The organism is Ascidiimonas meishanensis (assembly GCF_037782385.1).
Classification (GTDB): domain Bacteria; phylum Bacteroidota; class Bacteroidia; order Flavobacteriales; family Flavobacteriaceae; genus Ascidiimonas; species Ascidiimonas meishanensis.
The window spans coordinates 1,007,093-1,027,777 of the sequence record NZ_JBBEXD010000001.1 but is presented as its reverse complement, the minus strand read 5'-3'; the positions used below and the strand labels follow the sequence as shown (position 1 = coordinate 1,027,777).

Genomic DNA, 20,685 nt, shown 5'->3' with positions numbered 1-20,685 from the left:
CGAACTCACCATTACCAAAGTAGATACCTTGAATGATGGCGGAGACGGACGAGTAGATGCAGGAGATACCATTAGTTATGTATTCACGGTAACCAATACTGGAAACGTTACATTGACCAATGTTACGGTAACAGATCCATTGGTAACGGTAAGTGGTGGTCCTCTGGTAAGTTTAGCTGTAGGAGCAAGTGATACTACCACCTTCACAGCTACCTATACGATTACACAAGCCGATATAGATGCGGGAAGCTTTAGCAACACCGCCACAGTGACCGGCGAAGATCCAAATAACAATCCGGTAACTAGCTTGTCTGACGATCCAGACGATGCTACCGATATTGATAGCGATAGTGACGGTAATCCAGATGATCCAACAGTGACCACGATTACTCAGTCACCCGATATAACGATCACCAAAGTAGATACCTTGAATGATGGAGGAGACGGACGAGTAGATGCAGGCGATACCATTAGTTATGTATTTACAGTAACCAATACCGGAAACGTTACATTGACCAATGTTACGGTAACCGATCCATTAGTAACGGTAAGTGGAGGTCCTCTGGCAAGTTTGGCCGCTGGAGCAAGTGATACTACCACCTTCACAGCTACCTATACGATTACACAAGCCGATATAGATGCGGGAAGCTTTAGCAATACAGCGACAGTAACCGGCGAAGATCCAAATAACAATCCGGTAACAAGTTTGTCTGATGATCCAGACGATGCTACCGATACTGATAGCGACAGTGACGGTAATCCAGATGATCCAACAATTACAACTATAGATAGAGAAGCCACTATAAGTCTTCTAAAAAGAGCTACGGTTTCAGGTTTTAGTAGAGTAGGAGATCTAGTAACTTATGAACTCACTGTTGAGAATACAGGAAATGTGACTTTAACAAACATTGTGGTAACAGATGTGTTAGCTACAATTACAGGTGGAAGTCCTATTACTTCACTTTTACCTGGAGAAACCGGAATAGTAACTGCAGAATATGTAATTACTCAATCGGATATAGATAACGAGCAATTTACTAACATCGCACAAGTGACAGCAGACTCAGTAATTGGCGCTGTGAGTGATGATTCAGATGACCCAGAAAATAGCGCGGATATTGATGCGAACGGTGATGGAGAACCAGATGATCCAACAGTAGTTTTATTAGATACTGATGGAGATGGCATTCCAAATACTGTAGATATTGATGATGATAATGATGGAATTGTTGATGTTTTGGAAGGAACTGGAGATTTTGATAATGATGGCATTCCTGATTTCTTAGATATTGATAGCGATAATGACGGAATTCCAGATAATATTGAAGCACAAACCACAGATGGTTATGTACCACCTTCTGGGAATGACAGTGATGATGATGGATTAGACGATGCTTATGATACGGATGGTTCAAATACAGGTATTGACCCTGTTAATACGGATGGGGAAGGAATGCCCGATTATGTAGACGAAGATAGTGACAACGATGGCGTAGATGATATTATTGAAGCTAATGATTCTAATGGAGATGGTTTTGCAGATAGCGTTTTAACTGGAGATGATCAAGATGGTGATGGATTAGATGATGCTTTTGATGATGAAGATGGACATGTTTCTAATGACGGTATAACCAATCCAGAGGATGAGTATCCTGATACTGACGGCACAGAAGATGTAGATTATAGAGATATTGATGATGACGGTGACGGAGTAGATACGGTATACGAATTAGACCCTTCTGGAGATGGAGGGGATCCAGACGATACGGACAATGATGGTACACCAGATTATTTAGATACTGATGACGATGGTGATACTATTGAAACTATTGATGAGAATCCAGACCCTAATGGTGATGGTAATCCAGACGATGCTTTTGATACAGATGGTGACGGAACTCCTGATTACTTAGATCCTAATAATCCTACTGGTGATGGAGACTTAACCGTTTATCAATTGATTACACCCAATGGAGATGGAAGTAATGATGTGTTGGTAATTGGAAATATTCAAAACTTCCCTGATAATACGGTTAGAATTTATAATCGTTGGGGTGTACTCGTTTTTGAAACAGAAGGATATAACCCTTCAAATAACTTCTTTGATGGAAGATCAAGCGGAAGATCTACGGTTCAAAAAGACGAATTATTGCCCGTTGGCACCTATTTCTATGTCATAGACTATGTTGCAAATGGTGAAAGTAAGAGTAAAGCAGGTTATATATATATTAACAGATAGATACGGAGGGTGTAGTAAATACCCTCCATCTTTTATAAACAGTTATAAATGATGAAAAAATACTATGTAGCTTTAATCGTTTTGTTGATGTTTTCTGTACAATTTATGCAGAGTCAACAAGACGCCCAATACACTCAATATATGTATAACACTTTAAGCGTGAATCCTGCATACGCTGGTAACAGAGGTGTCTTAAGTATTGCCGGACTATACAGGAGTCAGTGGGTAGGATTAGATGGTGCGCCTGAAACAGGTACTTTTAACATACATTCACCTATTGGCCCTAAAGGGAAGGTAGGTTTAGGACTTTCTATAGTTAATGATAGAATAGGTGAAGGGGTAAATGAAGAGACCTATTTTGATGTTGCTTTTTCATACACCGTGCAGACATCAGAAAAAGGAAAGCTATCTTTTGGTTTAAAAGCAGGAGGGCATCTATTAAGCATAGACTTTACCAAGTTAAATCAGTTTACCACAGAATTAGGACAGGAAAATAATATAGACAATAAATTTTCACCAAATATTGGAGCAGGTATTTATTATCATACCAGTAAATTTTACTTGGGTTTGTCTGCACCAAATTTTCTTAAAACCGATCATTTTGACGAGTCTCCTACCTTTAATTCTGAGGGGAGAAATGTCTCCTATATTGCAGGTGAGCGAATTAATTATTATTTAATAACGGGTTATGTATTTGATTTAAATAGTAATTTAAAGTTTAAACCAGCTTTGCTAACCAAGGCGGTATCAGGAGCACCTTTACAAGTAGATTTATCTGCTAATTTCTTATTTAATGATAAATTTACCTTAGGAGCAGCTTACAGGTGGGATGCCGCTGTCAGCGCATTAGTAGGATTTCAAATTTCAGATCAGTTAATGCTTGGTTTAGCGTATGATCGAGAAACAACAGAACTAGGTAGAACAGAATTTAATAACGGGTCTTTTGAAGTATTTTTAAGATTTGAATTATTTAAGAATTTCGAAAAAATTGTGTCCCCCAGATTCTTCTAAATGTATAGACTATGAGAAAAATTACACTTATATTTTTTATCCCTTTATTTCTTCTTCAGTTTACACTGTTTTCTCAAGAAAGCAAAATAAATAGAGCAGAGAAAAAGTACGATACTTATTCTTTTATAAAGGCAATTGATATTTATGAAAAAGTAGCAAATAATGGCTATAAATCACCTGAACTTTTTAAAAAGCTCGGTAATTCACATTATTATAATGCTAATTATGCGGCTGCTTCAAAATGGTATGGAGAGCTATTTTTACTTAAAGATGTGGAGGTAGAACCTGAATATTATTTCAGATACGCACAATCTCTAAAGTCTGAAAAGCGGTATGAAGAAGCAGATCAAATGATGACAAAGTTTAATAAATCTAAAGATTCAGATTTAAGAGCAAAGTTGTTTGAAGAACAAAGGGAATATTTGGAGGTTATTAAATTTCAATCAGGGCGATATCAAATTGAAGAATTTCCTTTAAATTCAAAATACTCAGATTTCGCTCCTTCATTTTATGAAAGAAGCCTGGTATTTTCGTCAGCACGTGACACAGGAAGATTTGTTCGATATAAGCATGCATGGAACCAAGAACCATTTTTGGATTTATATGGTGGGCCAATGAGTTCTACTGAGATTGTAGAAGGAGTTGTTAAGTTTTCTGATGGAATCAATACAAGGTATCATGAATCTACTACTGCTTTTACGAAAGATGGAACCACCGTCTATTTTACAAGGAATAATTTTTCAAGTGATGGTTATGGTAAAGATAAAGAAGGTATTAATAGATTAAAGATATACCGTTCTACACTTATAGAAGGTGAATGGCAGGAAGAAGAGGAATTGCCATTCAATAGCGATGATTATTCAGTAGCCCATCCAGCTTTAAATATGGATGAAAATATCTTGTATTTTGCTTCGGATATGCCTGGAACCTTGGGTTTTTCTGATATTTACATGGTTGAAATCAATAAAGATGGTAGCTTTGGAGAGCCTCTTAATTTAGGATCTTCAATAAATACAGAAGGTAGAGAAACCTTTCCTTACGTTAGTACTGGAGGAAACTTATATTTTGCTTCTGATGGGCATCCTGGTTTAGGTGGGCTTGATGTTTTTGTTTCTAGGCTGAATAAAGAAGGAAAAGCTTTAAATATATACAATGTTGGAGAGCCAATTAATAGTCCTTCTGATGATTTCACATTCATTATAGACGATGCTACGAAAAGCGGTTACTTTGCCTCTAATCGTCCAGGCGGAATGGGAAGTGATGATATTTATGTTTTAACGGAATTAGCACCACTTATAGAGACGTGTAAAAAGCCTTTAGCAGGAACTGTTCTAAATAAGAATTCAAGAGATCCTTTAGAGAATGCTAAAGTAGAGGTAAGAAATACAGAGAATGAAATTTTAGAGTCAACACTTACAGATCAAACTGGAAACTACTCTTTGATATTAGACTGTACGAAAGATTTATTTGTACGTGCTTCCAAGTTAGGATATTCTACGGAAGAGAAGTTTATGGAAGCTAGTTATGATAAAGAAGAATTAAAGCTAGATTTTGAATTGGAAAAAGATACAGTAACAGCTGGAGTAGGAGACGATTTAGCCAAGATTTTAAATCTTCAGCCAATTTATTTCGACTTAAATAAATCTAAAATTAGAAATGATGCAGAAGTGGAGTTGGCCAAAGTGTTAGCTGCATTAGAAAAATATCCTACCTTAAAGATTGATATAAGATCGCATACAGATAGTAGGGGCAAGGACTCGTATAATATGAGATTATCAGATCGTCGTGCAAAGGCTACTATAAATTACCTGGTTAACAAGGGTATTGATATTTCAAGACTTTCAGGCAGAGGATATGGGGAAACGCAATTAGTTAATGAATGTAAAAACAATGCGAATTGTACTGACAAACAACATCAACTTAATAGAAGATCTGAATTTGTCATCTTAGAATAGAGATAGAAAGCATTTTATTAAAGTTTTAAACGCTCCTTATTTGTAAGGAGCGTTTTTTGTTAGAAAAAGATGCCTTATTGTATCTAATTTATCGTATGTATATAATAAGAAAAATTAAGTTAAAATACTTATAATCAATTTATTATTAAGGGGTTGTCCTGAAATATTTTGCGGGAAAACCGTAACTCTGCTAGAGAATATAGTAGTAACTTCATAGTTGAAAATTATAAACTAAATGTATTCTTTATCAAGGATGGATTCATGAAGAATTATTTTTTTTAGTTGGAGCTTAAAATTTATGAAGTATTCTTATATCATAGTAGATCACCATAAGAAATCAGTAGACAATTTGCATAGTGTCTTAAGTGGTTTTCCTGATTTCTATTGTCGTGGGATTGCTCATAATGAAGAGGATGCATTAGATCTTATTTTGGAACAAACACCTCAGCTAATATTTTTAGATCCAGACATTCCTGGAGAAAATGATCAGGTTAGTAGATTTACGATTTTAAATGAATTAGTTCATTATTTAACGGAATTGCCAGATGTAATTGTCGTAACCGCAACAGAAAAATACGCACTGAAGGCTATTAAGCATAGTGTATTGGATTATATCGTAAAACCTTCAAGTAAGAGGGAACTACGAAAAGCATTATTTAGATATTCTAAAAAGCGCGAACAAAGAAAGGATACACTGTGTTTGCAATCTTATGGGGATTACAAGTTTTTAGAGATCGATGATATTCAATATTTAAGAGCCGATAATAACAATACTGATTTCTTTCTTAGTGACGGTAGAAAAGTTAGTGCTTTTAAAACATTGAAACATTTTGAAGAATCTCTTCCCAGCTATTTTGTTAGGGTTCATAATAGCTATATTATAAATACGCACTATGTCTCTCGTATTCATTTTGGAAAATCTAAATGTTCAATAAAGTCTTCGGATGAACTAATACCTTTTTCCAGAACTTATAAGCAAAATGTAGAAACTATGAAAAATTTAATGAAAAATAAAAACGTACTAGAATTTTAAATAGTAGAAAATCAGTCCATTCACCCCTATTTGTCTGCTAGTTACTCTGATTCTTCTATCACCTACTAAATAAGGTTTTTCTTCCATAAAACGATCATTTTTAACACCTATATTTGAGTATAATATCAAACACCGTGCTAGCTGAAAGTGTTAATTAGAGTCTTAATAAAATGAGCTCAACCAAACGTAATAACTATAATTAAAACTAAAGAATGATGAAAAATTTAAAATTACTTTACATTGCTGTGGCATTTATTACCTTATCTAGTGTTTTTGTATCTTGTGAACCTAATAACGTTGATGAAGAAGTTTATATTGAAACAGGTTCAGAAACAGGCGATCAAGGTGACAAACCTGTAGGACCAAGATAAGATGAACTAATATACATATTCAAATCCCCAATATTATTTAATATTGGGGATTTTTTGTTATAAAGGTTTTATTTGGAATAAATTTTTTATTTTTATTTCAATAAATAAATATGAAAAATCTTACTATATTATTTTTTTTTATTGGGGTATTTTCACTTATTCTCCTTACTTTCTCATGCAAACAGACTTACCCAGACTCTATTGCTGAATCTGATCATTTGAGGGATAGTATAAACTCTTTTATAGAACTCTCCCTCGACGCAAAATTATCTGAAGTTGACAGGATAAATTATGCAAAAGAAGCTTTTAATAAATCAAAAGAACTGGCACAGGATTCTATTTATATTAAATCTGGATTTAATCTGGCAAGAGCTCTTTTCAGTAATGATAAGGAAGAGTTCAAAAGGTTTACTCTGATTATCAAAAACTATTCTGAAAAGGTTAAAGATTCTTTCGGTATAGGAAAGGCAAGTAGTTATTTGGGAAATTATTATTACAATATTAGCAAAAACGATAGTGCTTATTTTCATTTTTACGAAGCGACAAAAATGCTAAGGAAAATTAAAAAGGAAAGAGAATTAGCGGATGCTTTATTAAATATGAGTATTATTCAAAAAAATGAAAAGGATTTTATTGCAGGAGAGGTCGCTTCGATTGAGGCTATTCCAATTTATAAAAAACTAAAGGATGATGAGCAACTTTCTTCGGTCTATAATAATTTAGGGATAATATCTAATGAATTAAAGGATTATGATAAAGCAATAGAATATCATAATAAATCGTTGGATTATGCAAAAATAGCAGGGGTGGGCAGTAAATCTGAAATTACCTCTTTGAATAATTTAGGTGTGGTTTACCAGAATCTGGAAATGTATGCCAAAGCAATAGAATATTATGAGAAGGCTTTGTCATTTGAAAAAATTGACACATTGCATACCAAACAGTATGCAATGTTATTAGATAATTTAAGTTATGCTCAATTACTTTTAGGCGAAACCCAAGGGCTACCGGAATTTTTTTTATATTCTCTAAAGATAAGAGACAGTATTGGTGATGTTCCAGGTCAAATAATTAATAATGTGCATATTGCGGAATTCTATCTTTCGCAGCAAGACACGCTATCAGCAAAGAAGTATGTAACTGACGCATTAACATTAGCGGAAGACACACAAAGTTATGGAGATATGTTAACTCCACTAAAGTTATTATCAGATATCGATAACGGGAAGGATGGTTGGAAAGCTGCCAAACAGCACATGGAAATAAGCGAAAGCTTACAAGAAGCAGAACGTAAAATAAGAAATAAGTTTGCAAGAATTCGGTTTGAAACAGATCAAATAGAGCAGAAGAATAAAGAAATATCTAAACAGAAAGACTTGTTTATAGGTATTTCAGCTGTGTTACTTATGTTTGGGATCTTTATTTATATTATAAGAAAGCAGCAGGAAAAAAATAAAGAGTTAAAATTTAGTAAAGCGCAACAAGAGAAGAATGAAGAGATTTATAATTTGATGTTATCGCAACAGCAAAAGTTAGAAGAAGGTAGGCAGCAGGAGAAAAAACGTATATCTCAGGAACTCCATGATGGGGTTCTAAGTAAATTGTTTGGCACGAGACTCAATTTAGATAGCTTAAATTTAAGAAACGATGAACAAACAATTCAAACTCGCACAAAGTATATAGATGAATTAAAGTCTATAGAGCAGGAGATAAGACAAATATCTCATGATCTTAATACCGAAATTTATGATTCAAATTTGGGATATACAGAAGTTATAAGTAACTTGATCTCCTCTCAAGCGCAACTAGGGAATTTGGAATATAAATTTCAGAGTGATTCCCATATTAGCTGGGAGACGATGTCTAATAAAGTTAAGATTCATCTTTATAGAATTATTCAAGAGGCCCTCCAAAATATAAATAAGCATGCCAATGCTAGAAATATTAAATTAACATTTAAAAAGAATGATGATTCCCTTCAAATAGATATTTCCGATGATGGTGTAGGCTTTGATAGTAATAAGATCAAAAATGGTATTGGCCTTAAAAATATTAAATCTAGAGTGAAAGAAATTGGAGGGAAGCTACAACTTAACTCTGCTGTGGGAGGGGGTACAAACATTAGTATAAACGTTTCAGCATAATTTATTTTAAGCCTCATAAATGGAAAAGAAATTGAATATTTTGATGGTGGATGACCATCCGATGATTCTTGAAGGATATAAAAATACCTTACTTGGTGCAGACGATTTGGAGTATTATATTGAAGTTACTACAGCTTCCGATTGCGATAGTGCCTATGACGAAATTAAATCGGCGGCTCAATTTAGGCCCTTTGATGTTGTTTTTGTTGATATTAATCTGCCTCCATCAAGAGAAGAACTTATTACTTCTGGTGAGGATTTAGCTCTAAAGGTTAGGCAATTGATGCCAAAAACTAAGATTATTGTTTTAACTATGTATAATGAAAACCATAGAATACACAATATTCTTAAAAATATTGATCCAGATGGTTTCTTAATTAAGAGTGATCTTACCTCTAGTGAGTTACTTTTGGCATTTAAAATGGTTCTAAACAATCCGCCCTATTATAGCAGTACAGTTAAAAACCATCAAAGATTAAGAATTAAAAACGACTTTTCTTTAGATGAAAAAAACATGAAAATTCTCTATCACCTTTCTCGTGGGGTAAAGACAAAGAACCTAACAGATCATGTAGGGTTGTCTTTAAGTGCTATAGAAAAACGGAAGAATCAAATCAAAGAACTTTTCGGAATTGGCGATGGTGATGATGAGATTTTATTACGGGAAGCCAGAAATAGAGGGTTTATATAGGAAATTTCGCTCAATTTTATTAAAAAGTACGGTATAACCGTACTTTTTTTGTGCTTTTGCTACACCTTAAATACATTCATTATAAATACTTTTGGCTTGTAAAGCAATTAAAGTCCGTCAAACTTTAGTTTTACAGATTTAGTTATTGATGAGTAGTTATTAATCAGACTCTCATTAATGGAAGAACTTATCATTCTTCAAAATGGTTTAAGAGTAATTGTTGGGGGGCCAACAATCAACGGTGAAACTCTCAGGGTTATCCATTGGGATAATCCTGGAGGGGATCCGGAAATCATGTCTTCTTAAGTTTTTATTTAACGTTTTATCATAAAATTTTTCTGTTTTTCCTTCAAATGTATATTTTTGATTATGAAAGAAGAAAAAGTAATATTAGTAGATCAGAATGACAATCCTATTGGATTGATGCCTAAAATGGAAGCACATGAAAAAGGTGTTTTACACAGGGCTTTTTCTGTTTTTATAGTAAACTCCAAAGATGAATTAATGTTGCAGCAACGAGCGTTACATAAGTACCACTCTCCGGGTCTTTGGACAAATACTTGTTGCAGTCATCAACGAGATGGAGAGTCTAACGTAGATGCCGGTAAAAGAAGGCTATTTGAAGAAATGGGCTTTACTACAGATTTAGAGGAGGTGCTTAGTTTTATTTATAAAGCTCCATTTGATAATGGACTCACTGAACATGAGTTAGATCATGTATTAGTCGGAAGTTTTGAAAATGAACCTAAAATTAATCAAGAAGAAGTAGCATCTTGGAAATGGATGGCTTTAGATGATGTGCATAAAGACTTATTGAAAAACCCAGAAGTATATACAGCTTGGTTTAAAATTATTTTTGAGCGTTTTTATCATTCATTGGAGAAACTCAAATAGTTCTTTTTGAATCCTTTTGGCGCTGCTCCAAATGAGTCCGTGACCTTCATTAGATAATTTTATAAATTTGATATCTGGGATTTGTTTTTTTAAAAGTATGCTATTCTCAACAGGAACGATCCAATCATCTTTACCATGAATTACAAGTAATTTTGTTTTTATTTTAGACCAATTTGGTTCTAATTCTTTCAATTGTTTTTGATGATCTAATTTTTCTTTGGAAGCACTTTTCCAAATATCAGGAACTATAGTTCTTAGGATTTTATTCTTGTATAAATGAGCCATAGGCGGGATCATTTCATATTCTGAATAAAGAGCAGGAGCTAACAATACAATCTTTGATACCTCATTTTTCAATGCATAGTTTAATGCAATAGGGCCGCCATAGGAATATCCAACGATAATTAAACTAGTTGGTTTTAAACGATTGATAATTTTCTTTACTAAATCCGTTTCTTTAGCTATAGAATTTAGAACTTCTCCTTGTTGATTTGGGCCGTATCCTATTCTATCATAGCTAACAATATTTACTTGTTGTCTTAGATATGGATCACTCCAGTAATACATAAAATCTAGACTAGAACCTATAGAACCATGAATAAACAAAAGAGTAGGTTTTGATGTATCATACTTTGTTTCTGAAACAATACGAACATTTCTGGAATCATAATTTAAATACCGTATCTTTGTTGAGACTCCTAACTCATTGAAATCATCTATAATTTTCTCATTGCTAGGTGCTTTTGAAAACCAATAAAAACTAATTATAAGACTTATTAGCGTTATCAAGAAAAACCAACTTAAAACGTGTAGAATTTTTGTAAAAATTTTCAAGATTAATATATTTAAAAGCTAATTTAATGAAAGTTACTGTACATCGGAAGGCTCATTTTAATGCAGCTCATCGCCTCTATCGTGAAGACTATTCAGAGGAAAAAAACCAAAACGTTTTTGGAAAATGTAGTAACCCCAATTATCATGGTCATAATTATGAATTAATTGTGGGAGTAAAGGGATTAATAGATCCTGAAACAGGATTTGTAATGGATATGAAAGTTCTAAAAGATTTAATAAAAGAGCATGTAGAAGATAGTTTAGATCATAAAAACTTGAATGTAGAAGTTCCAGAATTCAAATCGTTAAATCCAACTGCCGAGAATATTGCAGTGGTGATATGGAATAAATTGCGTAAGTATATTACTCCTGAATTGGAACTTGAGGTGGTTTTGTATGAGACACCAAGGAATTATGTAACCTATAGGGGATAAACAATGAGTTTAAAAGCAGGAAGTACTTTACCGGAATTTAGCTTGAAAGATCAAAATGGAGACTCATTTTTAAGTAAGGATTTAATAGGGCATAAAAAAGTGGTTATCTTTTTTTATCCTAAAGACTTTACTCCTGGTTGCACCAAGGAAGTATGCTCTTTTAGGGACAGTTATGAAGAATTTCAAAAGCTTGGAGCAGAGGTTATAGGAATTAGTGGAGATTCTGAAAAAAGTCACCAGAAATTTTCTGATTATTATAAACTACCTTTTAGGCTTTTATCAGATAAAGGTAATAAGGTCAGAAAACTCTTTGGAGTACCAAAATCGCTATTAGGAATATTACCTGGTAGAGAAACTTATGTTTTTAATAAAGAAGGCAAAGCGATAATGGTGTTCAATAATATGAGTGGATCCATACACATGAAAAAAGCACTTGCAATACTAAAAAATGAATAATGATGAATTTGTATCCTTTAAAATTTGCCCCCCAATACAAAGAACGATTATGGGGTGGCACTAAGCTAAGAGATAAACTGGGTAAATCTGTTGAAGGAGATTTAATTGGTGAAAGTTGGGAAATTTCTGGAGTTGAAGGTTCTATTTCTGAGGTAATTAACGGTGAGCTTAAAGGCACCAAATTAAATGAGCTTATAGAAACGTACCGATCATCATTGCTAGGGAAGAAGGTATATGATGCTTACGGCACAGAGTTTCCAGTGCTCATTAAGTTTATTGATGCAAAACAGGATCTATCTATTCAGTTGCATCCAAATGATGAATTAGCAAAGAAAAGACACAATAGTTTTGGCAAGACGGAAATGTGGCATGTAATGCAGGCAGACGAAAATGCAGAGCTGATAGTAGGATTCAATAGAGATGTAACCAAAGAAGAATATCAAACGCATTTAGATAAAAATGCACTATCAGAAATTCTTAATTGTGAAAAGGTTACCAAGGGAGATACTTTTTTTATAAATACAGGTAAAATTCATGCAATTGGCGCAGGGGTTTTATTGGCTGAAATTCAACAAACTTCCGACATCACTTACCGTGTTTATGATTGGAATAGAAAGGATAAGGATGGCAACTCAAGAGAATTACATACAGAATTAGCCTTAGACGCTATTGATTACAGTAAGAAAGATGATTTTAAGGTTTCTTACGAAAAAAGATCCAATGAAATAACTGAGATGGTTAAATGTCCATATTTCACTACCAAGTTTCTAAAAGCGAATCAAGATCTCACTATTAACATTGAAAATCTAGATTCTTTCAGCGTTTACATTTGTGTGAATGGTGAAACAACTATTGCTAATGAATATGGTAAGACTTCTTTGAAAAAAGGAGAAACAGTGTTAATTCCAGCAAATTCAAAAGAGCTAATTTTCAATACCAAAAATGTGGAAATTCTTCAGGTATATATGTAATAAATGTATTTTTGCAAAAACTTTAATATTATGGGAAGTATAAGAAACTTAAAAAAAGACATCAATAATGTGCTGGGAGATATTATTGATGCAGTATATGTATGGGAGATGTCAACTCAAAATTATAACAACGAAAAAGGAAATGCTATAATTGACGAGGCCATAGCTACTTTTGATGAATTGATAATTAAAGTTAACGATAGAGCCGTAGAAAACAGGCAAAAACACCTAAAAGGGGTTTACAATGAACTGGAAGAGAAAAGTAAAACTCTTGCTGAAAAAATAAATAATCTTTAAACTTTTTAAAACTATAAAAAGCCTCCAGAAAATGGAGGCTTTGTTTTACTATTTATCTTTTTCCTGAGCTTTAATCTGTGTGATGTATTCTCTTAAGCTTCTGCCATACTTAGAACTTGCTACTTCAGGAGAAAGCGATTTGTATATGGTATCCAAATATTTAACCTTAGCATCAAAAGCTTCAGAAAGGGCAATATAAGGGGCAATATAACTGTCTTTATTGGTCAAGGCAAAGTTTAAAGTATACAGATAACCACGCATCAAATTTTTATCTGCCTGCTTCTGAATAGAATCTACTTTTATGGTATCTTTTGCTTTTCGAGCTTCAAAATCACTTTTTATGAGTTCCAGATTACGCTCTTTGAACTTAGACATCATTTTCTTGTATTGTTCCAGCTTTTCATGGGTAACAGAGCCTTCAACTTTAGATGACACTTCAAAGAAATCGAGATTTGTATTGATGGTGATATTCCCTGGTTCTCCAAAAAAGGTAATCCGATCATTAATTTCATCACCGTTTTTTTTATTGAGATATAAATAAAAGACTTCCGGGCTTTCTAGCTCTGTAGAAAATTTAAAATTACTATCACCATTCACAACTAAAGAATCTACCGCTACTAGCGTAGTGTCTTGAATTTTTTGAAGGTAAAGGACTCCTTTTTTTAACCCTTTCACATTACCTGATACGGTCATTGTTTTCTCAGTTTCATCATTACTGCATGAGGTAATAAGAAATAGACTAAAGACTACGAGTATAAATTGCTTCATAAATATTTAAAAATTTGGATGGGCAAATATCTTCAATTCTCCTTAAAAAACTAAACATTTGAAGCTATTTCCATCAAATATGCACAAAGTAAAGCTCCGTAAGTACCAACAACATATCCAAAGACAGCTAAGAGCACACCAACTGTTGCAAGAGAAGGGTGAAACGCAGCCGCTACTACTGGTGCTGAGGCAGCTCCACCAACATTTGCCTGACTCCCTACTGCAAGAAAGAAATACGGGGCTTTAATTAGTTTGGCAATTAGAATTAACAAACCGGCATGAATGGAAATCCAAATAAAACCAACAACTAGCAGCCCTGGATTTTCTACTACCTTGGTTAAATCCATTTTCATTCCAATAGTGGCAACCAGAATGTAGATAAATAAGCTACCTATTTTACTAGCGCCTGCTCCTTCATAATTCCGCGCTTTTGTAAAAGACAGAAATATGCCTAGTATGGTAGCTATTGTAATCATCCAAAAGAACTGAGATCCAAAAGAAGACAAAGCATTCTTTTTATCTTGGATGGCTTCAAAAGTAGTTTTGAGAAACTCGGAGATACCATTTGCACCCCAATGAGCCAATCCAACTCCTGTAAATGCTAAAGACAATATGATAATGATATCAGTTAAAGAGGGATTTCTGGTTATTTTTTCAGTAAAAAGAGCTACTTTTTGTTTAAGCTCTTCAATGGCACTACTATCTGCTTTCAACCAATTATCTATTTTAGTATTTTTACCTATTCCCAATAGAATAACAGCCATCCATACATTTGCCATTACAATATCTACTAATACCATAGCTCCGTATTTGTCGCCATTGAATTTAAATATTTCTAGCATTGCCGCTTGATTGGCTCCTCCTCCTATCCAACTACCTGCTATGGTTGCAAGACCTCTCCAGATGGCATCAAAATCATTTCCTCCTACGGTTTCTGGTGAAACTAATGATACCAGTAATATTGCTATAGGACCTCCAATAATAATGCCTACGGTACCCGTAAAAAACATAATAAGTGCTTTAGGACCTAAGTTGAAAATGGCTTTTAAGTCAATACTCAGTGTCATGAGAATAATAGCCGCTGGAAGTAAATATCTACTGGCTATAAAATAGGTTCTTGAAATTTCATCAGAAATTAGTCCAGTAGTTGCTAAAATGGCTGGTATAAGATAGCACATAAGTAATACTGGTACGTATTTATAGAATTTAGCCCAAAAACCTTTTTTGATGGAAGAAGTATAAAAAACTAAGCCTAGAGAAAGGAATAACAGACCAAATACAATAGTATCGTCTTTTATGAGGGGATCGTGCATTGTTTTTTTTGAAAAGTACAAAAAATATTAAACAAAAAAAGGTAGCTTAATATTACCTTTTTTAAAAGCATACTTTTATAATCAATTTCTAAACCACGAATTTCTTAAGTCAACCTGAGCGGTACTTGCATTGGCATCTTCCTGTAGCTTTCTAACTGTTCTCACAGGGGCAACTATCTCTCCTTTAATAATCATTTCTTCATCCTTCCTTTTAACCATAAACTCAATTGTATCTCCCGGCTTCCATGTAAAAGAAACCCCTACCATATCTCTAATATTGTCAAGAGAATACTCCATACCATTTATTTTTTTAATAACATCTTCTGGCATTAATTGTAGTTCTGTAAAAAAGGAGTTTAAAGGAATCCCAGATCTAATAAAAATTTCCTTAGTACTCTCATTTACATTGATAAACGGTTCTTGCCCCTGAAATAAAAATCCGGTTTCTTGGGTTTCCATACCAAAAGTCAAACCTACTTTGGAAAAGTATTTTTCATAATTTATAGGTGTATTACCAACAACATGAGTTTCAAAAAAGGTGCCTACTTCAGGATAGGTTAATGCTACAATTTGTGGTATTATTTCATCATCTTTAAAAGGTCGGTTTTTACCATATTTTTGGGAGAGTTGTTTCATTAACCAAAGAATACCTTTCTCGCCATTACTCTGCTCTCTAATGATAAGATCAAGGCACATTCCAATAAGCGCTCCTTTCTCATAAACATTAGCATAATTTTCTTTGTAGGGCTCCTCTAAAATATTTTTACTCATTTCAGTAAAAGACATGTTGTCATCAAAACTATCTGCCCGTTCTATTTTCGTCATGAGCCTATTGTAGAACTCCTCACTACCAATAAGACCTTGGTTTATTTGAAATAAATTTGCAAAATATTCTGTGACTCCTTCATACATCCAAAGATGCTTTGACATTTTTGGATTGTTATAATTAAAGTTATGAATTTCTTCGGAATGAACACTTAAAGGTGTTACAATATGAAAAAACTCATGAGAAACCACATCTACCATAGCATCTGCTAGTGCTTTTGCGGGAATTGACTCTGGTAAAACAACGGTTGTAGAGGTATGATGCTCTAATGCACCAAAACCTCTCGCATCATCTTTATCCATGGAAGATAAATACAACAAAATATTATATTTTTTTGTGCTGTTAATATCTCCTAAAAATGCTTTTTGAGCCTTCATCATCTTTTCCATTTCTTTTTTGATGGAAGTAGCAGTGTATATTTTGTTGGGGGAATAAACACTAAGTGTTACGGCAATATCATTTACAATGAAAGTTTCCGAGTCTGGAGTAGTATAAAGTATGGGATTATCAATCACCTCAAAATATCGATTAGCTAAATAAATATCTGTGTGATGGTTTTCGCTTGAAAGATTTTCTTGCGCTTCAACTCGGTTAAGCGTTGTATAACCTTCTAAATTGTTAGGTGATTTAATACGGAGTTCGTAATTAAGATTTTCAAGGGTGTTAAAATAACCAACAAAATTGTGAAGGTTTAAAACAAAATTGGTATCTTTTTCAATATTTGTGCCTGCTGGAGAGAAAACCGGTTCTTCTTTGGTCTTTTCGCTATCATAGGTGTCATTAACCCAATAAGTAATTTTATCTAAGTTTGGAGCATTTGTAATTTGCCATGAATTTTCATCTATTTGAGTTGCTTCAAGCAATTCGTTAGTATAGCTTAAGGCTTTGAAATCTTCAATATACTGCCCATAGTTATCTGTGCTGTAAGTTCCTGGCACTGTTTTGGGAATAAAAAAAGTGACCGTCTCATTGGTAAATCTACCAGGATTCATTTCTACCATAACTTTATCATCAGTAACATTTACTAAATCAATGGTAGCTACTACCGGACGAGAATTTACAAGATCATTTGGCTTAGGAGTACAGCCACTAATTAGAATAATAGCTATAAATGCGATAAATAAATTCTTCATAAAAAATTTCGTTGAAGTTTTAAAACATAATTACGTAGTTACAAAGGAACTCTATTTCTATTGATTGCCTATAAATTAAACATTTGTTTAACATATTTGGCAACTCCATCCATTTTATAATCTTCAGCAACGGCATCTGCTACCTTTACTACTTCATTTCTGGCATTTGCTACAGCTACCCCATGTCCCACCGCTTTTATCATCTCAATGTCATTATAATTATCACCAAAGGCCATTGCATCTGATAGTGAAATTTGAAAGCGATTTTTCAGCAATGCCTTAATCCCTAAAAGTTTGGAAGTGTCTTTAGGGCTAATTTCTATAATAGTATCGTTTGAACGATAAATTTGAAAATGTGCTGTAAAATCTTTTTTTAAAACCGTTATCAACTCATCCATTTGTGACTTGGTGCCCATGCACATGATTTTATGAAATCCCTTTTTTTGACTATCAAAAGAATCAATTATTCTTTTGGTAGAAGTAACTGAGGGCTTTGCTTTTGTATTGAAAATTTCTTTATCAATTCTTTCAGTAACCTTTTCTGTATACCATTCATTGTAGTGATATAAACCTAAATTAATAGCTAATAAAGAGGTTGTTTCAAAAAGTTGATTTGTGAGCTTTGGTGCTATAGTTTTTGATAAAATTTCAACTTCATTATGAATAACCAAAGCCCCATTATAGCAGATTAAAGGGTGATGTAAACCATTAATTTGAGTTTGTATATAGGTCATAGATTTTGGCATTCGTGCAGAAACAAGAATTACAGGTATTTTTTCTTGCAATCTAGAGAGCTGCTCTGCAGTAAAGGGAGAGATATCTTTTTTTTGAGAAAGGAGTGTTCCATCAAGGTCGGTAAAAACGATTTTATATTGCATTTGTATGTTAAATGTTAAGCCAGTAGGTTAGTTTAATATTAAGTGATCTGTTTCGAGGCGCAAAATTATTGGTGCGATAATTGTCATTGTAAACGATAAAAAGGTCAGATAAAGGAGCAAATCTCCATTGGAGTCTTGTATTTAGACCAAGGTTTTCATTTCTATTACTAAACTGAACAATGGTAGTCCAAAAAAGAGATTTGTTGAATGTAACTTCAAAACGTGGACTCACAATAAGTATTTTAGCGTCTGGATAAGGATCAGGCAAATTAATCTGATCGTAATTAACAGTTATTGATGTAAAAAAAATGGGTTGAAGTCTAAGACTTGTTTGAGCAGCTATGGAATAAATAGATCCATTAAAAAACTCTCCTCCAGAAAGATTCACTTCATAAGCGAATACTTTTCTTCTGTCTGATCTAAAGGAAGCCGATGCTTGAGTAAATTTATAGCTTGTATTAAGTGGGAGCGGAGCTGCGTCTTCCGTATCAGTAGGATCAAAATCTTCAGCAAGAAATATAAATTGATCTTGAAGTCCTGCAGATATTTCAATTTGATTGTTAAATTCTGCTTCCCATGAAAACTCATGGGTATAATCTGTATTCTGAAAATCAAGATCAGGTCTCCAAAGTATGGAAGAATTTACTGAAAACTCATGATTATTGATAATACCTCTTATGGGTCTTAAGATTTTGGTAAATTCTGGATTAAGCACAAAAACATCTTTCCTGCGAATGAACCCAAGATCAGAGTTAAAATCGGCACCCACATAACGTCCGGAAATGCCTGCTTGATAAAATCTGGAATTGTAAAATAACCTAGCTCCTGTTGAAAAATCTTTATTTCCACTTTCTGGTGTAAAAGATTTATGTGTGTAAAACTTCCCTATCCAAGTATTGTCGGCAGATGCCAAATTAAAATCTAATCCAACAACCCGGTTGTATCGTTCTGCTTCTGTTAGAAAAGAATACTCGTTAAAACTTTGACGATTTACAAAAATAAATCCCAAGTTTGATCTGCTAAATACTTTTTTTTGAAGCGCTAACACCATGTTGTTATTGGTTGGAATTTCATTTTCTTGATCTTCTTCCGTTTGAATATTCAAAAATCCCAAACGCCAGTTCCGATTTAATTTTCCGCTTAGGCGAATGCCTCCTATAATACCGTTTTGGATATTATTACCCTCTGCGTTTTCAGAAATTCCTATTCTTCTTGAGAAAAATGGATTTGCTTCAGAATTATCCCCAAAATCAGCAAAAAGATCACTATTGTCTATAAAGAACTGCCTTCTTTCGGGAAGTCCAATTTCAAAACGAGTAAGATTTGTTACCAGATTATCTACTTCTACATTTGAAAAATCTGGATTAAAAGTAACATCCATATTCATTCCATTCCCAATAGCAATTTTGGCATCACCCCCTACATTTAATTCAGAAAGGCTCTCATTTTCTTCATAATCTTTAGCTAATGCAGTATTAACGTATGGTATAAGTGTAAAAGGAGTTCTGGATTTACCAAGAGGTCTTTCAAACTTCATATTCCCCATAAAGGCGAGATTGAAGATGAATTGATTTTGAGGGATTCGCATCCAGGTACTCTGTTCGTTTCCCTGTGTGTCAAACCTATAGCTATTAAACCTCCATTTAGTTTCTCCTTCTTTAAACTTAAAAGAGGTAAGTGGGATCACTATTTCAGCACTATATCCATTTTTTAAGACGTTTACAGCACTTTTCCATTTTACATCCCATGTCGTATTAAAACCTCTTAGTTCTGAGCCTCCAGCAGAAATTAAAGCTTCTCTTTGAACACCAGCAGGGTTCACCCCAAATAGAAAGGCATTGGTGCCATCGTTGAAAGTGTCAAAAAGCAAACTAATATTATCATTTCCACCAGCTCTAAAATCTCTTTGCAAAGAAGGGATCACATAATTGTCACCCAAGGTTTCTACAGCAATACCAATATAAAGGTATGCATTATCATATAACATTTTAATAGTAGTTTGGCTTTTAGCAAGAACAGAATCGGTTGGGAAATATTGATAAAAATCTTTAGCACTATCTGCATTTAGCCAGAAGACTTCTTCAAGAGATCCATCTAAAATTAAGGAACTGTCTGTAAATTTAACTAGAAACTCTTTTTGGTTTTCCTGCGAATAGGTATTACAAAAAAAACCTAGAAGAAGTAAAATTAAAAGGGTTTTAATCATTTTACAAATGGTTGATCTTTCAAATGTAATATTTTATGTTTACATTCATTCCTCAACCAGAGCTTTTATCTTCCTGTTTTTTAGGAGCTCTTTTGGCTTCTTTTAGGCTTTGCATTAGCATCCATTCTATTTGACCATTGGTGCTACGAAATTCATCTCCAGCCCATTTTTCAATGGACTTAAGCATTTCTTCATTAATTCGTAGCGCAAAGGCTTTCTTCTTTGCCATGG

The 20,685-nt window shown here is 33.7% G+C and carries 19 protein-coding genes; 12 read left to right on the top strand and 7 right to left on the bottom strand.

The features are described 5' to 3' along the window. The 8 genes from WBG07_RS04540 to idi form a co-directional block, all read left to right on the top strand. A partial coding sequence (locus WBG07_RS04540) for a DUF7507 domain-containing protein (protein ID WP_340199308.1) occupies positions 1-2,239 on the top strand: 2,239 nt, incomplete at its 5' end. 51 nt (positions 2,240-2,290) lie between these two features. Continuing rightward, on the top strand, positions 2,291-3,250 hold the full coding sequence (locus tag WBG07_RS04535; protein ID WP_340199328.1) for a PorP/SprF family type IX secretion system membrane protein: 960 nt from the start codon (positions 2,291-2,293) through the stop codon (positions 3,248-3,250). An 11-nt stretch (positions 3,251-3,261) separates the two neighbouring features. After that, complete coding sequence (locus WBG07_RS04530; RefSeq protein WP_340199306.1) at positions 3,262-5,205, top strand: OmpA family protein; 1,944 nt, start codon at positions 3,262-3,264, stop codon at positions 5,203-5,205. A gap of 298 nt (positions 5,206-5,503) precedes the next feature. Then, positions 5,504-6,238 carry a LytR/AlgR family response regulator transcription factor gene (locus WBG07_RS04525; RefSeq protein ID WP_340199305.1) on the top strand — a complete coding sequence of 245 codons (735 nt, stop codon included), beginning with the start codon at positions 5,504-5,506 and terminating at the stop codon, positions 6,236-6,238. Between the two features lie 212 nt (positions 6,239-6,450). Beyond that, positions 6,451-6,609 carry a hypothetical protein gene (locus WBG07_RS04520; protein ID WP_340199304.1) on the top strand — a complete coding sequence of 53 codons (159 nt, stop codon included), beginning with the start codon at positions 6,451-6,453 and terminating at the stop codon, positions 6,607-6,609. A gap of 110 nt (positions 6,610-6,719) precedes the next feature. Beyond that, entirely contained in the window at positions 6,720-8,753 is a 2,034-nt protein-coding gene (locus WBG07_RS04515) for an ATP-binding protein (protein ID WP_340199303.1), read from the top strand. Between the two features lie 19 nt (positions 8,754-8,772). Beyond that, complete coding sequence (locus tag WBG07_RS04510) at positions 8,773-9,444, top strand: response regulator (RefSeq protein WP_340199302.1); 672 nt, start codon at positions 8,773-8,775, stop codon at positions 9,442-9,444. A gap of 369 nt (positions 9,445-9,813) precedes the next feature. Then, positions 9,814-10,338, top strand: coding sequence for an isopentenyl-diphosphate Delta-isomerase (idi, locus tag WBG07_RS04505; protein WP_340199301.1), 525 nt, complete (start codon positions 9,814-9,816; stop codon positions 10,336-10,338). On the opposite strand, the gene WBG07_RS04500 is transcribed toward idi, so the two are convergent. Beyond that, complete coding sequence (locus WBG07_RS04500) at positions 10,318-11,127, bottom strand: alpha/beta fold hydrolase (protein WP_340199299.1); 810 nt, start codon at positions 11,125-11,127, stop codon at positions 10,318-10,320. The two genes, idi and WBG07_RS04500, sit on opposite strands and share 21 nt — an antisense overlap. Positions 11,128-11,198: 71 nt before the next feature. Here WBG07_RS04500 and WBG07_RS04495 point away from each other — a divergent pair, with 71 nt between their 5' ends. The 4 genes from WBG07_RS04495 to WBG07_RS04480 are packed head-to-tail and all read left to right on the top strand — an operon-like array spanning position 11,199 to position 13,330. Further along, complete coding sequence (locus WBG07_RS04495) at positions 11,199-11,606, top strand: 6-pyruvoyl trahydropterin synthase family protein (protein WP_340199298.1); 408 nt, start codon at positions 11,199-11,201, stop codon at positions 11,604-11,606. 3 nt (positions 11,607-11,609) lie between these two features. Next, the gene (locus WBG07_RS04490; RefSeq protein WP_340199297.1) at positions 11,610-12,062 is read left to right on the top strand and encodes a peroxiredoxin; all 453 of its coding nucleotides are present in this window, start codon (positions 11,610-11,612) and stop codon (positions 12,060-12,062) included. Positions 12,063-12,070: 8 nt separating this feature from the next. Then, entirely contained in the window at positions 12,071-13,033 is a 963-nt protein-coding gene (locus WBG07_RS04485; RefSeq protein ID WP_340199327.1) for a type I phosphomannose isomerase catalytic subunit, read from the top strand. Between the two features lie 30 nt (positions 13,034-13,063). Further along, the gene (locus WBG07_RS04480; protein ID WP_340199296.1) at positions 13,064-13,330 is read left to right on the top strand and encodes a hypothetical protein; all 267 of its coding nucleotides are present in this window, start codon (positions 13,064-13,066) and stop codon (positions 13,328-13,330) included. A 48-nt stretch (positions 13,331-13,378) separates the two neighbouring features. On the opposite strand, the gene WBG07_RS04475 is transcribed toward WBG07_RS04480, so the two are convergent. The 6 genes from WBG07_RS04475 to WBG07_RS04450 all read right to left on the bottom strand — a co-directional run bounded on the left by WBG07_RS04475 (position 13,379) and on the right by WBG07_RS04450 (position 20,683). Continuing rightward, a complete protein-coding gene (locus WBG07_RS04475; RefSeq protein WP_340199295.1) occupies positions 13,379-14,098 on the bottom strand; it encodes a DUF4369 domain-containing protein in 720 nt (239 codons plus the stop codon). Positions 14,099-14,148: 50 nt separating this feature from the next. Then, positions 14,149-15,411 (bottom strand): DUF819 family protein, encoded by a 1,263-nt coding sequence (locus tag WBG07_RS04470; RefSeq protein WP_340199294.1) that lies wholly within the window; start codon positions 15,409-15,411, stop codon positions 14,149-14,151. Between the two features lie 81 nt (positions 15,412-15,492). Further along, the gene (locus WBG07_RS04465; RefSeq protein ID WP_340199293.1) at positions 15,493-17,370 is read right to left on the bottom strand and encodes a M61 family metallopeptidase; all 1,878 of its coding nucleotides are present in this window, start codon (positions 17,368-17,370) and stop codon (positions 15,493-15,495) included. A gap of 68 nt (positions 17,371-17,438) precedes the next feature. After that, positions 17,439-18,248: a Cof-type HAD-IIB family hydrolase gene (locus tag WBG07_RS04460; RefSeq protein WP_340199292.1), complete on the bottom strand. Its 810-nt coding sequence runs from the start codon at positions 18,246-18,248 to the stop codon at positions 17,439-17,441. 7 nt (positions 18,249-18,255) lie between these two features. After that, positions 18,256-20,454: a DUF5916 domain-containing protein gene (locus WBG07_RS04455; RefSeq protein ID WP_340199291.1), complete on the bottom strand. Its 2,199-nt coding sequence runs from the start codon at positions 20,452-20,454 to the stop codon at positions 18,256-18,258. Positions 20,455-20,506: 52 nt separating this feature from the next. Next, a complete protein-coding gene (locus tag WBG07_RS04450) occupies positions 20,507-20,683 on the bottom strand; it encodes a type II toxin-antitoxin system antitoxin (protein ID WP_340199290.1) in 177 nt (58 codons plus the stop codon). Between the last annotated feature and the right edge of the window lie 2 nt (positions 20,684-20,685).